This is a genomic window from uncultured Veillonella sp. (assembly GCF_915069625.1).
Taxonomy (GTDB): Bacteria; Bacillota; Negativicutes; order Veillonellales; family Veillonellaceae; genus Veillonella.
The window spans coordinates 1-15603 of the sequence record NZ_CAJZFD010000030.1 but is presented as its reverse complement, the minus strand read 5'-3'; the positions used below and the strand labels follow the sequence as shown (position 1 = coordinate 15603).

At 39.4% G+C, this 15603-nt stretch carries 16 protein-coding genes; 2 read left to right on the top strand and 14 right to left on the bottom strand.

Features of this window, described 5'->3' with window-relative positions:
- Positions 1–265 (bottom strand): MFS transporter (locus QZ548_RS02805; RefSeq protein ID WP_295868112.1); only part of this gene is annotated, 265 nt, incomplete at its 3' end.
- A 93-nt stretch (positions 266–358) separates the two neighbouring features.
- Complete coding sequence (locus QZ548_RS02800) at positions 359–778, bottom strand: Rrf2 family transcriptional regulator (RefSeq protein WP_005385239.1); 420 nt, start codon at positions 776–778, stop codon at positions 359–361.
- 147 nt (positions 779–925) lie between these two features.
- Between QZ548_RS02800 and QZ548_RS02795 the strand changes: the two genes are divergently transcribed.
- On the top strand, positions 926–2293 hold the full coding sequence (locus QZ548_RS02795; RefSeq protein ID WP_295221938.1) for an NCS2 family permease: 1368 nt from the start codon (positions 926–928) through the stop codon (positions 2291–2293).
- A 77-nt stretch (positions 2294–2370) separates the two neighbouring features.
- Here the strand turns inward: QZ548_RS02795 and QZ548_RS02790 are convergent, their stop codons facing one another.
- From QZ548_RS02790 to QZ548_RS02775, 4 genes are all read right to left on the bottom strand, one after another.
- Positions 2371–3696: a hypothetical protein gene (locus QZ548_RS02790; protein WP_295868107.1), complete on the bottom strand. Its 1326-nt coding sequence runs from the start codon at positions 3694–3696 to the stop codon at positions 2371–2373.
- Positions 3697–3763: 67 nt separating this feature from the next.
- Positions 3764–4429 (bottom strand): hypothetical protein, encoded by a 666-nt coding sequence (locus QZ548_RS02785; protein ID WP_295868105.1) that lies wholly within the window; start codon positions 4427–4429, stop codon positions 3764–3766.
- Between the two features lie 90 nt (positions 4430–4519).
- Entirely contained in the window at positions 4520–5281 is a 762-nt protein-coding gene (locus tag QZ548_RS02780) for a hypothetical protein (RefSeq protein ID WP_295868101.1), read from the bottom strand.
- Between the two features lie 234 nt (positions 5282–5515).
- On the bottom strand, positions 5516–6028 hold the full coding sequence (locus QZ548_RS02775) for a pyridoxamine 5'-phosphate oxidase family protein (RefSeq protein ID WP_295868099.1): 513 nt from the start codon (positions 6026–6028) through the stop codon (positions 5516–5518).
- 281 nt (positions 6029–6309) lie between these two features.
- Here QZ548_RS02775 and QZ548_RS02770 point away from each other — a divergent pair, with 281 nt between their 5' ends.
- Positions 6310–7752 carry an amino acid permease gene (locus QZ548_RS02770; RefSeq protein ID WP_060924449.1) on the top strand — a complete coding sequence of 481 codons (1443 nt, stop codon included), beginning with the start codon at positions 6310–6312 and terminating at the stop codon, positions 7750–7752.
- Between the two features lie 34 nt (positions 7753–7786).
- Here QZ548_RS02770 and QZ548_RS02765 read toward each other — a convergent pair whose 3' ends face one another.
- From QZ548_RS02765 to QZ548_RS02730, 8 genes are all read right to left on the bottom strand, one after another.
- Positions 7787–8359: an immunity protein YezG family protein gene (locus tag QZ548_RS02765; RefSeq protein WP_295221066.1), complete on the bottom strand. Its 573-nt coding sequence runs from the start codon at positions 8357–8359 to the stop codon at positions 7787–7789.
- Between the two features lie 82 nt (positions 8360–8441).
- Positions 8442–9338, bottom strand: a complete 897-nt coding sequence (locus tag QZ548_RS02760) for a hypothetical protein (protein WP_295868094.1) — start codon at positions 9336–9338, stop codon at positions 8442–8444.
- Between the two features lie 124 nt (positions 9339–9462).
- Entirely contained in the window at positions 9463–10587 is a 1125-nt protein-coding gene (locus QZ548_RS02755; RefSeq protein ID WP_005385228.1) for a cation diffusion facilitator family transporter, read from the bottom strand.
- Between the two features lie 238 nt (positions 10588–10825).
- On the bottom strand, positions 10826–11830 hold the full coding sequence (locus QZ548_RS02750) for an RluA family pseudouridine synthase (RefSeq protein ID WP_295868092.1): 1005 nt from the start codon (positions 11828–11830) through the stop codon (positions 10826–10828).
- Positions 11830–14418 carry a 3'-5' exonuclease gene (locus QZ548_RS02745; protein WP_295868090.1) on the bottom strand — a complete coding sequence of 863 codons (2589 nt, stop codon included), beginning with the start codon at positions 14416–14418 and terminating at the stop codon, positions 11830–11832. Before QZ548_RS02745 ends, QZ548_RS02750 begins: the two co-directional genes overlap by 1 nt.
- Before the next feature lie 9 nt (positions 14419–14427).
- Positions 14428–14682, bottom strand: coding sequence for a hypothetical protein (locus QZ548_RS02740; RefSeq protein WP_005385224.1), 255 nt, complete (start codon positions 14680–14682; stop codon positions 14428–14430).
- A gap of 1 nt (position 14683) precedes the next feature.
- Positions 14684–15280 carry a recombination mediator RecR gene (gene recR / locus QZ548_RS02735; protein WP_004694915.1) on the bottom strand — a complete coding sequence of 199 codons (597 nt, stop codon included), beginning with the start codon at positions 15278–15280 and terminating at the stop codon, positions 14684–14686.
- The coding region (locus QZ548_RS02730; protein WP_367113068.1) for a YbaB/EbfC family nucleoid-associated protein at positions 15281–15603 on the bottom strand (323 nt) is incomplete at its 5' end.

The window sequence follows — 15603 nt, the reverse complement described above, 5'->3', positions numbered from 1 at the left end:
CTGCCCGTAGGGCCATCCGTTTTTTCCCTTTATTATCGGCAATCTTGCCCCATATAGGAGCCATAATACCGGCAATAAGGAAGGTAATGCCAAAGACAAGGCCAGACCAAAGGGCTACATCATCCTTTGGTACACCTAATTCCAATAGATAGATTGGCAAGAAAGGAATAATCATGGTGTAGCATATGGCAAGCACAGTCATACTAGCCGTAATAATCCATACATTTCTCATGCCACCATGAGTATCATCTGCAATTGTACTCATCTTTCGCCTTCTTTCCATATATAAACGCATATAAAAATATGCTTTTACAAAATTATATAAAGAAGAGTCGCATATAAAACGCGACTCTCTCATTTATTCCGTTGGAAATTTGTGATCCATTACATCTTGTAAGGATACGCGTTCCATAACGTGACGGAATTCATCTTGCAAGTACTGCCACAAGGGAGCAGTCAAGCAATCATTAAACATAGGACATGGCTCAACATCATCTTCTAAACAAGATACGAGAGCAATGGAGTCCTCTGCAGCATATAAAATTTCATATACATTGTATTCAGCAGGCGATTTCACCAAGCGATATCCACCGTATTTACCACGGCCACTTTTAACGAGGCCAGCGGAGGATAAGCGAGATACAATCCCCTCTAAGTATTTATCGGAAAATCCTTGGCGTTCAGCAATTTCACGAATTGGTACATTTTTTTCTACCCCGTGCTCTGCAATATCAGCCAATATCCGTAGAGCATAACGCCCTTTAGTAGATATTTTCATAAGTTAACCTCTAAATCATTCATAATATATTTATAGTATATCATAAATTCATACAAAAAATGGTGGGAAATATGGTACACTATACATATATCGAAATATTTTCATTCAGATATAATTTTTAATTTCATATCGGGAGGGTGTTATCTAATGTTAGATAAACTATTTCAACTCAGTGAGCGCGGTACCACTGTTAAAACCGAAATTTTAGCAGGTATTACTACGTTTATCACGATGGCGTACATCCTATTCTTAGCGCCTAACATTCTTAGTCTCGGAGGGATGGATAAAGACGCAGTCCTCATCGCTACAGCCTTAGGTGGTGGCCTTGTAACGATTGCTATGGGTTTATTCGTAAACTATCCTATCGCCCTCGCTCCAGGGGTTGGCCTCTTAGCCTTTTACTCCTTTACCGTAGTTCTCGGTATGGGCGTGTCCTGGCAAACAGCATTGGGTGCTGTATTTATCTCCGGTCTCGTATTCCTCGTATTAACACTTACGTCGATACGCCAAATGATCGTTGAAGGCATCCCAGCCTCTATGAAGGTTGCCATTACTGTTGGTATCGGCCTCTTCATCGCTATCATCGGCTTAAAATTATCCGGCTTGATGGCAATTTCTATTAGTTTGTCTCCAAACTCCTTAGGCCAAGTTGTGCAAACACATGGTAATTTAGTACCTCCAGCATCCGAGGCACTCTTGACGCTCGGTAATTTGCACAATGGTGAAACATTGTTGGCTCTATTCTCCCTCATCTTTACAGCTCTATTGATGGCTCGTAAAATTCAAGGTTCCCTCTTGATTGGTGTGGTAGTAACAACAATTGTATCCTATGCTACTGGCCTTTCCACAATGCCTGAGAACTTCACTGTATTAGCAGTGCCTGATTTCTCTAAAGCAGCATTCCTTCAATTAGATATTCCTGGTGCGCTCCACATGGGCTTAATCACGATTATCTTCTCCTTCACCTTCGTAGAATTGTTCGACTCTATGGGTACTTTGATCGGTACTGCTACAGAGGCGAAAATTGCAGATCCTAAATCTGGTAAATTCCCAGGTCTTGGTAAAGCCATGACTGTCGATGCTATCGGCGTTAGTGCTGGTGCATTGCTCGGTACTTCTACGATTACTGCTTTCGTTGAAAGTGCGGCAGGTGTAGGTGCTGGTGGCCGTACAGGCTTAACAGCTGTTACAACAGGCGTATTGTTCTTAATCTGCTTGTTCTTAGCTCCAATCGTATCCTTGGTGCCAAATGCAGCCACATCTCCTGTTCTTATCATTGTCGGTGCCCTCATGTTAGGTGCTATTCGCAATATCGACTTCGATGATTGGACAGAAGGCTTCCCTGCATTCCTCGTTATCGTTTTGATGCCGTTCACATACAGCATCGCTAACGGTATCTCTGCAGGTCTTATTGCATATCCTCTACTCAAAATTATTGCAGGCCGTGCAAAAGAAGTTAACTGGATTATGTACGTATTGGCGGTACTCGTTATCATTCGCTACGTATTCTTCTAAAAAACTAAAAGAACCTATCTCTAAAGATATTAGTAAAATATCTAAGAGATAGGTTCTTTTTTATATACTGTTTAGTATTAACGAATCGTTTTTACACCAATTAAATCTGTACGACTTGGATCGATATCCTTTAACGGTACTACATGATCTCTATAAAAGTCTGCTTCAGATGCTTTCACAGGCACTTGGAAGAACAAGAAATACGCCATATTATCCTTATACCACGTAACACTGCGTACTAAGCCCTTATCTACATCCCCTGTATAGTGAACATCACCGATTGGAGTAGAGTCAGTCCACTGTACATCATGGTACTCCATTGGAATATATTCTTCAGGCCATACAGTATCCATAGAGTAGCTCATGCGAAAGACCATCGTATGATTTACCCAACGGCCACTGCGCTCTTGATATTCTTGACCTTGCTTCCAATATACAGTTTCTAATACATCATTGTCATAAAAATGTGTAGCATAGTATGTATAACCAAGCGGTAAATAACTTGGTACAGATACGTCATAGGACACCTTATGAGATGCATCAATTACACCACTTGGTAAGCCCTTGGATTTACTGGTAAGTATAGGCCATACGGAATTCGTATGTGTACGCAATGGCAACCCAATCGTTTCATAAGGAGGCCATTCAGGCTCATCATTTGGTTTAACCTTTTTCGCATCGTTTTCTTCAATATGTTGCTTAACATTGCGATCACCACGTAACCTAGTATCATCAGCGGCTACGTTATTCAAAGGGCCTACAGAGTCTACAATTTTGCTTACATAGTTTTGGGTTCTTGAGGAAGCAAAGTAGAGCATATATACTTTATTATCTTTTTCCCAGTAAGCAATCTGAATAGCGTCTTTACTAGAACCTAACGTATGTACAGAGATTCCATTAGGGGTAGTAAAGCTAACTGCATTCTTAGCATTGTAATTTGTCTTTTCTAATATAGGCTTTACCACCGTATCGATAGCCCAACCCATGCGGTATACAATATCTGTATTAGAGAAGGTTAATTTCGGACCATATTCTCCATCATGGCCTGTTTCTGTATAAACGATTTCTAATACATCATGGTCCTTGGCCTTTACATCGCGTACTGCATAGTCTTTAGGCATATAAGATGGAACTTGTATAGGATAGCCAAATTCCTGCGTAGCACTCTCAATGTTAGGTTTGACTAAATCATTATCACCAACTTGATCATACCAACGATAGCGATCAGCGAGTTTTTCATTATCATCAATAAGCTTTTTATTATCTACATCTCGTTCAACAGGAACAGTATTACCATTTTTATCTATTAACGGATATGTAGCACTAACTGGCTGTACGCCAAAGGTGCTTACTGCTGTAGCCATAGCGGCACATAAAACAGCAGATGTTATTATTTTCTTCATATTCTCTCCTCTTTGAGCGGTTACATACGTTACCGCTTTATTCCAAATAAATTGCTACGTGAGCTATCTATATTTTCATAGGCTCCACATGCTCCTTATAGAATTCAGCATCAACTGATTTCACAGATTCTAAGAACAATAAGGAATATGCCATACCTTCTTTTGTCCACGTAATGCTGCGAATTAGTTGTGCTGCTGGATCCCCGGTGTAAAAGACTTCGCCAGATTCACCTTGTTCAGACCATTCAAAGTCCTTATATTCAGCAGGAACATATGGTACATCTTTTACATCTTCCACTGAATAGCCCATTCTATAAACGAAAATACTACCAGAGTTTCTCTTCCCAACTCGATATGTTTGAGAATTTTTTATAAAATATACAACCTCTAATACATCATTTTTGTCTTGCCGCACTGTATAGATTTCATAGCCATAAGGGATATAACTAGGTACCTCAGCCTCATATGGAAGCTTCTTTGCTGCCTCTAATAGCTTTCCGTTAAAAGTATGAGCCTTTTTTGTATTCTCTATAGGCCAATCATGAAAGTGCCACTGTAAACTATCAGTTCTAGGCTCAACATTTTTAAAGTTATGTCCGAGCTTAAGTGTTTTAGTGGATCCAGTCTGATCTGTAGTATCAGGAGTATCTAGCGTTTCTGCTGTGGCCATTCCTACAGATAATACCCCAGCAGCAATAACAGCTAAAACGGACTTATACATTGTTTTTCTCATATTTTTTCCTCTTTATAAGGGATTACAAATTCTACCGCTATTACACAATATATTCTTCTAGATACAATTTGTATAACATCAGTTTATCTGCTAAGGAATCATTCGTTCTTTATTATATTCATCAATTGTTTTGTTTGAAATCTTCGTAACCGGATAGTTTCCTAATAATTCATAACGTGAGCTATCTATATTTTTTACAGGCACTACATGTTCCTTATAGAATTCAGCATCAACTGCTTTCACAGGTTCTAAGAAGAATAAGGAGTACGCCATGCCACCTTCCGTCCACGTAATGCTACGGATCAATTGTACTCCTGGCTTACCTGTATAATACACCTTGCCCGATTCACCTTCTTCAGACCATTCATAGTCCTTATACTCTGCAGGAATATACGCTGTATCTCTTACGGTATCCAAGGAGTATCCCATTCGATAGGCCATAACATTAGTAATAAATTTTTTCCCAGCCTGATAGATAGGTGCATTTCTTTTGTAATATACAACCTCTAGCACATCATTTCGATCAAGACGTGCTGTATAAAGCTGATATCCAAAAGGTATATAACTAGGTGCCTCAGCCTCATACGGCAATTTGTGAGTAACCTCTGCTATCCCCTTAAAGTTACGAGCACTGTCTTGAGTCATTATAGGCCAGCCTACTAATTGCATTCTTGGTATTTGTTTAATTGGAGAAGCATTATTCATGTTTGGCGTAACATTTTTAGACTTAGATGCGGCCTCAGAATGATTAATCGATACAGACTGAGCAACAGTATCTGCGGATACATAGCTTATAGATACTAAACCCACAGCTATAGCAGCTAAAATGGATTTACCTATAGTTTTCTTCATATTCTCTCCTATTACAAAAATTTATAATATACTCCACACATATAATGATATATTTTCTTATTTATATCAAAATCAAGCTACCGTTTCTGTAGCTCTAGCTACTTCATAAAACTTTTATCTTTCCTTTTGTGAAAGCATCGTCACAACCAAATAATGTATCTAATGCTTAGGTTCGATATAAAAAATCCTACTGAACGCTATATCATAATAGAGTTCAATAGGATTGTTGTGTCATTATTTAGTTAATGGAGGCATAATAGTATCTTGTTCAAGTTGTCTTCGTCGTTTTGCAGTATAGTCCACCACTTTAATTTGAACTACGCCTACAGAGTTTACCATGGCTTCCGTAAAAGTAAATTCACGTCCTGTCTGATGTTTCATCAATACTTGTAAGCCATGAGATTTTTCATCAATAGACTTTAAATAGGTAGCCTCTCCACGACCCATTACACTAGAGTATACCGAGCTATATTTACATGGTATATCTCCACCTGAAACGAGGGCTTCATCGCTACCATCAATTTCAATAAATACATGGGGATTCGCTTGAATCAAACTAAACTTTTTCCCCTCATAATGGCCATGTACATAGATATAAAGTACCTCATCTATAAATTCATATCCAAAATGTAAGGGCACCACGTAAGGGTAATCACCATCCATCAAACCTAGGTGAATGATACGAGTGCTACTTAAAATACCTTTAATTTCATCTATATTGGTAACCACGCGATCTTGTCGTCTCATAATAGTCTCCACAGTTTTACGAAAAAAATAATCTATGTATCATTATAGCAAATTTTCGATATCATATATGGAAAAGTATTATTTTGAAGGTATAAACAACTACTTTTTATTTATAAATAATACTATTTCTAACACATGTCTACTGTATAAATACATTTGACTTTTTGCAATAGATACTGTATTATAAGAAAATAGTTTTATAGATTCTATAGATTATAAAAGCTATGGCCATCCATGGCTTTTTGTATTTGTAGATAGTTTGTAGAAAAGAGGTCTTTACTATGTCTGATACGCATCAGTTAAAACGGGGCCTTAAGAACCGGCACGTACAGTTGCTCGCCATCGGCGGTGCCATCGGTACAGGCTTGTTCTTAGGCTCCGGCCGTGCCATTCACTTGGCAGGTCCATCCATTATTTTCGCCTACCTTATTACAGGTATTATCTGCTTCTTCATCATGAGAGCATTAGGCGAATTATTATTGTCTAACTTGAACCACCACTCTTTTATCGATTTCGTAGAAGATTATTTAGGTGACCGAGCAGCCTTTATCACAGGATGGACATACTGGTTCTGTTGGCTTTCACTAGCCATGGCCGATTTAACAGCCGTAGGCCTCTATATGCAGTTCTGGATACCGTGGCTGCCTCAATGGATACCCGCCCTTGTCGTCTTAGTGGCATTGCTATTAATGAACTTAACAGCCGTAAAGTACTTCGGTGAAATGGAGTTCTGGTTTGCGTTGATTAAGGTAATTGCCATCATCTCCCTCATTATCATCGGTATCATCATGATTGTCACAGGTTTTACTACAGATGCAGGCGTTGCCGCCTTTAGTAATATGTGGAATTATGGGGGCTGGTTCCCGAACGGAACGATGGGCTTTATCTTATCATTCCAAATGGTTGTTTTCGCTTTCACAGGTATCGAGCTCGTAGGTTTAACAGCTGGTGAAACAGAGGATCCTGAAAAGGTTATCCCTATGGCGATTAACAACATTCCATTACGCATTATTTTGTTCTATGTGGGCTCTTTGGCTATCATCATGAGCATTTATCCTTGGACAGCCGTCAACCCATCTGCTAGCCCATTTGTGGCCGTATTTACAGCAGTTGGTATTGCAGCCGCTGCAGGCATCGTAAACTTTGTAGTTCTTACATCTGCTGCATCTGCAACAAACTCTGGTATCTTTAGTACAGGCCGTATGATTTACGCCCTTGCTAAACGCGGTCATGCGCCAAGCTCTATGCGCCGCTTAACACACAGCAGTGTACCCTACCAAGCAACCATTTTCTCCGCTGCAGTACTATTAATTACAGTTGTACTCAACTATGTAATGCCAGAAGCAGTATTTGTTATGATTACATCTATCTCTACATTCTGCTTCATCTTTATTTGGGCCATGATGGTTATTTGTCACCTTAAATATCGCAAGAAAAATCCAGAATTAGCGGCACAATCTAAATTCAAAATGCCTCTATTCCCTGTGATGAATTACATCATCCTTGCATTCTTTGTTTTCATTCTAGGTATTCTCGCCTTAAACGAAGACACTCGAATTGCCCTCTTGTTTACACCAATTTGGTTCGTTATTCTCTGGGCCTTCTACTCCATGCTTAATACAGATGATGAAGACGCTCTCAGTGAGGAACTTATCGAGATGGCTGGTGTAAAAGAAATTTACAAAAAACCTAAAAAAGAAGATTCTGACGATTACATAATCTAACACAAAAAGCCCGTGCTATGCACGGGCTTTTCTCTTACTTCATAGTAGGGAAGTTTTGTTGTTCATACTGTTGTTGATAAGCAGGTAAATTACTTGTATCTTCGCCATAATTAAAGATTGTCTTAGTACGATATCCGCCTTGGGTAATGATAAGATCAATGGAGGATGGTACCTCTTGACCATTTTGTTGTAAATGATTTACTAATTCTTGTAGCGCTTCAACTTGTCGCAACGAACCAGTCATATATTTACCTTTAGATAGGCCTGTATTTCTAATGACTTGGCCATTATATACTTGACCATTTTTATCTGTGTAATAGAAACGTACAGCTGATTTATCTCCTGTAGGTACAGCTTTAATATAGATGGTTTTCCAATTTTTCTTAACCATCACTCTTGTAGCATCTGCTAACTTATTAGATAAACGTTGTGTTTCTTTATTTGCAGATTTAGATACACCATTGACTTGCTGAATTTCATCATTCATAGGCATATCAATAAGTGCCATACTAGGATCTTGTTGTACCTTTTTCGCATCTGCAGGCTGAACCGCCAACACACCAACGGCCGCCATTACAGCTAACGTTGTAAGAGCAAATTTCTTCATTCTATCTCTCCTCATATAGGATTCCCTAAACAAATTATATTTTACACAATATATTATATTCACTTAGTGCATAAATTTCAAGTTAGTCTAACTTTGTAGAACTTGTATTCTTAATTACCTGATTCCAATGTTCAAATCTTTCAGTATTATAATTCATATCCATATATTTGATATTGAAGGAATCTATAGGCTTCAAGTTATTATAAAACTCCATCTCATCTGTATTAGTATTCCAGAATAACATCATATTTTCATATATAGGTATACCATAATACTGTTCAGCTTTTAAAAATTCAAATGGTAAATTCATGTTAGGCTTCGCATAGTTAAGAGGACTAACAGTAAGCAAATAGGTATCGCCTGCCTTACCATTCATGTATAAATCTCTAGGAATTAAAGAGTCTGATATTACTTTATCCTTCTTTATACCATGTTTACTAACATTCTTATTTTGAACAGAAATCGAGTCTGTATTCACTATTTTGCTAGCAGATAAATCAGGACTTAAGATATATTTAGCGCTCCCATTAGAAGCTATAATTTTACCATCTATATAGTCTAGTGAAGCGGAGAATTTATCGAATTCATATCCAATAACATTAGAGCTTAAAGATGTATCATTAATCTTAAAAATTAATAGTGAATACAAATTCATATTTGAAATTGCAGCATTAGAACGTGCAAGCAGATATAATTCATCATTAACGATAAGAGAGTCGAAAATATAGCAGTTATATTCTGTCATAATAGGCAATACATTAACAACATAGGATTCAGAGTAATTGCTTGCATTTATAACTGTCACGGTTGCATTAGGATTACGATTAAGATCAACTGTAATATTTTTCTCTAGAATTATCCCTTGTTTCGACAAAATACGTGTCTCATTTCTCGTACCACTAAAGTGCAAAGCACACAAAACAAGAATAAGGAAAACAATAAAACTTACAATATAATGTTTCTTTATCCACCGTAACATAGAATCACCATCTCTCTTACTTATAGTATAGCTAAATCTATCAACTAGTAAAAGAAAAGGCTTCAACCATTTCTTAGCGAAATATTTTCGTCGATGATTGGTTGAAGCCTTTATTTATATTCTATTAGTTACTGAAGTCTGTATCTACAATAGCAAATTGTACATAGTCAGGGCAGCGTTTTTGCATTTCTGCTTTAATTTTTTCTAATGTACCATGTGGATCTTCTTCGTCAAAGTCAAAGATAATATCGTAGTAGATAACTTTCTTCTCTTCGTGTACGTAAAAGGCATGTACTTGTACAACATGTGTATATAAGCTTACAACTTGGTCAAGAGCTTGTCTAATTTCAAGCACTTCCACACTTGGTTGGTTTTCAGCATAGACGCCAACGGTCATATTAATACCAAATTTTTTATAAAGATGAACAGCAATACCTTTTGTCAAAGGATGAATATCAGCCATAGTCATCGTATCTGGTACGGTAATATGTACAGAGCCAATTGTTTCACCAGGTCCGTAGCTATTCAAAACCAAGTCATATACACCACCTACATTTGGATGTTGAGCGATGGTTTCTTTAATATCACGGATTAAGTTATCATCTGCACGAACACCAAGCAAGTGATTATACATTTCTTTTAAAATGTCATAAGCAGCTTTCAAAATCAAAACAGAAATCACTGCACCAACATAACCTTGAATATCAAAGTTAAAGAAGAATACTAAGCCTGCAGATACTAATGTGGCAAAGGTAATTACTGCATCAAAGAGCGCATCTATACCAGACGCTACAAGCGCATCAGATTTGTATTTCTCGCCTTGTGCCTTGATATAGCGGCCCATCACAACTTTCACCACAATAGCAACGGCGATGATAACGAGGCTTGGAATATCAAAGGTAGATACCTCAGGGTGAAGAATTTTATCAATAGATTCTTTAAGAGATCCGATACCTGCACCAAGGATGATGAAGGCAATTGCCATGGTAGTCATATATTCTATGCGACCATGTCCAAAAGGATGCTCCTTATCGGCCCCTTTAGCGGCTAATTTTGTACCAACGATGGTCAATACAGAGGACAATACATCCGTTAAGTTGTTCACCGCATCAAGGATGATAGCGATGGAGTTAGACGCAAGGCCTACAATCATTTTAAAGATAACGAGAACGACGTTACCTATAATACCTTTTATACTGGCAAGCGTAATTCCCCGATTACGTGCTGCACTATTTTCTTGCAAAATCATACTACACCTCTTACATTCATTTCACTAAGCTACAAATCGAAGCCTATCGATTTATCTATGTTCTTATTATAGCTTATCGATTATCATTTGTCATTATTTTTTTTGAAAAATTTTTATAAAATCATTGCAATTACTGAATTATCAATAATTCTCAATTCTCAATTAGAATGTTTGATGTATTGTGACTTCACAATATATAGGACAGATTTATTGTTAACAATTATGTAATCAGATCAAATTACGCGGTAACCGTAATACGCTCCCCTGTGCGCATGTGTGTAAATACTACCTTCTGAGCACGCAATTGGAAGGGCTGTCCCGTTGGTTGTGCACCGTATAAGATATCCCCCACAAGAGGGTGACCTATATGGCTAAAAGCTACACGAATTTGATGTGTTTTCCCTGTGTACAAACGAACTAAAACCTCTGTATATCCACTTTTCCGGGAGTTATGCACAGATTTGTCCACATTTACACCATGTTTATCCACATTTTGTAATTCTATATCCACATTTTCTTGAGCTATATCCACAGATTTTACCAACTTATGCACAGAGTTATCCACAGGCTGTGAAGAATGTCTACATAGGACGGAAAAATCGGTACGCGTTTCCTTCCCCTTTGGATTGACTTCATAATGAATACCATCAGTACTACGATCCATAGGTAATACTAAAGAGTCTTCATCAGCTTCTACAATACCTTCAACAGTGGCCATATACCACTTTTCAAAGGTATTATCGTCCATTTGCTGTTGATAAAGACTTTGGGCTAAACCGCTTTTAGCAATCACGATACAGCCCGTCGTATCTCTATCTAAGCGATTCAAGAAACGAACCTTCCGCTTAATACCATTCTCTTTAAAATAGTATGCTACACCATTAGCAAGAGATACTTGGTCTTTAGAGTTTACTGTCACACCAGCAGGCTTATCTACAATGAGGAGATCATCATCTTCATATAGGATATGTAGATCCATTTCAATTGGTTCGTAATCGATTTTTTCCTTCGCCATAGCAATCCAAATCTCGTCACATTCGGAGATAACATCCTTTGGCGTCGCCTTATGGCCGTTGATATGGATTAGTTTTTCCTCAAATAGCTTGACTAAGGACTTACGAGGATATCGAGTATCTAGTACTGCACCAAGTGTAATATCTTGTTTCTCACTATGTGCAGCCTCTACATCTGCGGCATTGACAGTCCACAAAATATCGTCAGGACGATGTGTTTTTCTCGCCATTAGTATCTCCTTTCTACGAGCTCATTGTCTCGTGGCATATAGTTTAGTAGCGAGCTTGGTTGAACCGCTCGGCCACGTATATTGGTTTGTTCAAAGGTAATAGTCAGCTCTTGCTTAGGGCGCGTTATGGCCACATAGAACAAGCGCTTTTCTTCGTCTTCACGCCCTTCTGCAATGGCAAACGGGCTTGGGAAGGTACCTTCGTTGAGTCCTGCTAGGAATACATGGTCAAACTCGCTCCCCTTTGCTTGGTGGATGGTAATGATAGGAATGCGATCTTCATTTCGTACCTGTTGAGCGGGCTCACCTGCGGTAAGGGCCGCCATCTGCAAGATTTGATTTAATCGAGCTAAACCAGCCGGCCCTTCATAGGCTGCATCTAGTTTTTCCATGATGCGATATAGATCCCGTATATGCTCTACCTTTGCTGCTTCCCCATGAGATTTATAGTATTCTAGAACCCCCATTTGGTTCATTATGTACGCCAATAACTTCGTTGGCAATTCCGTATAGGCCTTTCTACGTAACGTTGCCATTTGGGATGCAATATTGGTGAAAGCAGCCTTATACTTATTGATTGCCACCATACGACCAGTCGTTGTAGGCACAATATTTTCTTTTACAGCATAGATTAAAAGCTGTGCAGTGGCCAAGATATCGTCCATCGCATTGTGCGTAGGCTCATGATGGATAGGAAACTCAGAAGCTAGGAAGCCCAATTTATGATTTGGCAAATTAGGATAGAAACGACGATAAATATCGAGTGTATCGTATATAGCCTTAAATTCTGGATTACCTAAATTATGGCGTGCCAATTCATTAGTAAAAATGGTCACATCGTAGTTTACATTGTGGCCTACGATGATGGCATCCTTGGAGAACTCCTTAAAGGCTTGTAGCACTATAGCTGGTTCTTCGCCGTGTTCTTGTAAATACGCATCGGAGAAGCCGTGTACCTCTTCAGATTGTCCCACAGGTACGCCTGGATTGATAAAACGTTCAAAGGTTTCTAACACTTGTCCATTTTCGTCGATGCGAATAGCTGCAATTTGAATAATGCGGTCTTGAGATGTATCAGTGCCCGTACTTTCCACATCGTATACTACAACCTCATGATTCTCTAAGCCACTAACGAGCTTGGCATAAGGCTCTGCTTCAAAAATAGGCATATCCATAAAGTCCGTCAATTTTAAGCCTACTTGACGCGTCTCAGGGCTTTCAATAGCGGCGATACGAGCGTCACCAATACCCGCAACATAGCGTTTAATAATGCGCTTAGCGCTGACGGAGTCATTCGGGTTCATAAGCAGTTTAAAGTAAGCCATAACGTCTTTGATTTCTTGACGTCTAAAGAATTTAAACTCGTCAATAATCATAAAGTGACGACGTTCGTCTTCAGGCCTTTCATTATTAAGGCGTTCAAAGGAATCACTCAGCCGTTGGGCCTTTTTATTGTCCCGCACTAAAACGCCAATATTGGCATCCTTTGGCAAGGCGCAGATAGCTTCATAGATATATCTGCCCTCAAGATAGCTATTTTTACAGCCTTTTATGAGAACAGGCTTACCCTTTCTTTCACTATTGGCGCGAGGCAATTCAGTATAGATAGAACCTACCAGATCAGGGAACATATTCTGCAATGTTTTGAAAGCCATCGTAAAGAGCGTCCAGTTAGAGCGGTAATTTTCATAGAAAATGATTTTTAAAGGCTTAAAGTCCGCATCAAATTGCTTGAGTAAACGGAATGGATCGGACCCACGCCATTCGTATATTGTTTGGAAATAGTCCCCACATAATAGGACGTGATTACCTTCCCAAAGCATTTCAAGTACCTTGTACTCTAGAATGCCTGTATCTTGCATTTCATCTACAGAGATATAACTATAACGGCTACGCCAACGCTCCCGAACTACAGGATCTTGGAACAGGCGATGAACACCGCAAATGAGATCTGTGAAATCTAGACCATGTACAGAGGCTAAGCTTTCATCATAGGCAGCAATCCATTCGTGACCATGGTTCAAGAAATCATGAAGTTCACTATAAAGAACATTACCAAAACTAGAAAACTGTTGCTCAATAGCAGGACGCTGTTCCTTTTGCAAACGATCAATAGTTCGTTTATAATCGCCTACGAGATTATCAGAATAGAACCCATATAGAGAGCGATATTCTTTTACCATGCCGATGATGTTGGCAAAGGACATTTCTCGCAACTTACCTGGACGATACGGTTCAGACAATTCCTTACAATCCTCTTCATCAAAGATAGTTACATCCGTATATAAGGTTTCATTGCGCTTCCCCTCTTGTTGGAGCACGAAAAAGCAAAAGCTGTGGAATGTACTAACCTCCACAGCCTTTGCAGGACTGCCTACGAGCGATTGAATGCGGTCTTTCATCTCATTTGCCGCCTTATTCGTAAAGGTCATGCACAAGATATTCTCCGCTTTCGCATAGCCGCCCTCGATGAGGTGAGCCACTCGATAAGCAAGTGTATTCGTTTTTCCCGTCCCAGCGGACGCTAACAAGAGGATATTCTGTTCAACTTCATCAATAACGCGTTGTTGTTCACGATTGATAAGCATGAGGTCCTCCTATTTTAAAAAGCCGTACCATCCGGCTGCAATGAGCATTGGAATAGGGCCTAGAATTGCTGTTAAAGCCCATACGCCCAAACCAATATCCATAGGAATATTGAGGATATGAACGCATACTAAATACGTCAAAATACCAGTTACTGCATTCATAGCCACTCGTTTAATGGTGAAAAATGCTACTTTGAAAGCAATGTAGGCTACAGCAACGGATACAACCGCCGAAATAATCGGTGATGCTAATAAAGCTCCCATATTATCCTTTCATTTCTTGGCGGTTCACTACAGCACCGCCTAATGTTAATTCATCGGCATATTCGATATCGCCACCTACAGGAACACCGCGGGCAATGCGCGTTACCTTAATGCCACTTGGACTTAATAAACGCGCCAAATAGAGAGCTGTCGCCTCCCCTTCTACATCTGGGTCAGTAGCGAGGATAACCTCTTGTACGACACCATCCCGAAGGCGGGCAATCAATTCTTTTACGCGAATATCGTCAGCACCGATGCCCTCCATAGGGGACAAGGCACCTTCCAATACGTGATATAAGCCCTTATAGTCACCACTGCGCTCGATAGCAATGACATCGCGAGATGTTTCAACGACCATAATCGTCGTTTGATCGCGGTTCGGATTGCTACAGAATTCACAAGGGTCTTGAGCTGATAAGTTAAAGCAAATAGAACAGTGACGCGTAGCCCCCTTCGCTTCTACGATGGTTTCCACGAGACGGTCTACCTCTTCCTTCGGCATTTCTACCAAATGATAGGCCAAGCGTCTAGCCGACTTGGAGCCGATACCTGGCAAGCGGCGCAACTGCTCTACGAGCCGTTCTAAAGCATTTGTCATTTAGAATAAACCTGTTGGCAAGTTAAGACCACCAGTTACTTTGCCCATTTCTTGAGCCAAGAGATCGTCTACTTTTTTGCTAGCTTCGTTTACAGCAGCCATCACTAAGTCTTCTAACATTTCTACATCTTCAGGATCCACTGCAGATGGGTTCAATTTCAAAGACTCGATGATTTTTTCGCCGTTCATCACAACTGTTACAGCACCGCCACCAACAGAAGCCTCTACTGTACGAGTTTTTAATTCTTCTTGCATTTTCTTCATATCTGCTTGCATTTTTTGAACTTTTTTCATCATGCCAGCCATATTGCCCATACCTTTAC

Coding starts and splice junctions, on each gene's coding strand:
- QZ548_RS02800 (WP_005385239.1), bottom strand. CDS start 778: ATGAAAATATCTACTAAAGGGCGTTATGCTCTACGGATATTGGCTGAT.
- QZ548_RS02795 (WP_295221938.1), top strand. CDS start 926: ATGTTAGATAAACTATTTCAACTCAGTGAGCGCGGTACCACTGTTAAA.
- QZ548_RS02790 (WP_295868107.1), bottom strand. CDS start 3,696: ATGAAGAAAATAATAACATCTGCTGTTTTATGTGCCGCTATGGCTACA.
- QZ548_RS02785 (WP_295868105.1), bottom strand. CDS start 4,429: ATGAGAAAAACAATGTATAAGTCCGTTTTAGCTGTTATTGCTGCTGGG.
- QZ548_RS02780 (WP_295868101.1), bottom strand. CDS start 5,281: ATGAAGAAAACTATAGGTAAATCCATTTTAGCTGCTATAGCTGTGGGT.
- QZ548_RS02775 (WP_295868099.1), bottom strand. CDS start 6,028: ATGAGACGACAAGATCGCGTGGTTACCAATATAGATGAAATTAAAGGT.
- QZ548_RS02770 (WP_060924449.1), top strand. CDS start 6,310: ATGTCTGATACGCATCAGTTAAAACGGGGCCTTAAGAACCGGCACGTA.
- QZ548_RS02765 (WP_295221066.1), bottom strand. CDS start 8,359: ATGAAGAAATTTGCTCTTACAACGTTAGCTGTAATGGCGGCCGTTGGT.
- QZ548_RS02760 (WP_295868094.1), bottom strand. CDS start 9,338: ATGTTACGGTGGATAAAGAAACATTATATTGTAAGTTTTATTGTTTTC.
- QZ548_RS02755 (WP_005385228.1), bottom strand. CDS start 10,587: ATGATTTTGCAAGAAAATAGTGCAGCACGTAATCGGGGAATTACGCTT.
- QZ548_RS02750 (WP_295868092.1), bottom strand. CDS start 11,830: ATGGCGAGAAAAACACATCGTCCTGACGATATTTTGTGGACTGTCAAT.
- QZ548_RS02745 (WP_295868090.1), bottom strand. CDS start 14,418: ATGCTTATCAATCGTGAACAACAACGCGTTATTGATGAAGTTGAACAG.
- QZ548_RS02740 (WP_005385224.1), bottom strand. CDS start 14,682: ATGGGAGCTTTATTAGCATCACCGATTATTTCGGCGGTTGTATCCGTT.
- recR (WP_004694915.1), bottom strand. CDS start 15,280: ATGACAAATGCTTTAGAACGGCTCGTAGAGCAGTTGCGCCGCTTGCCA.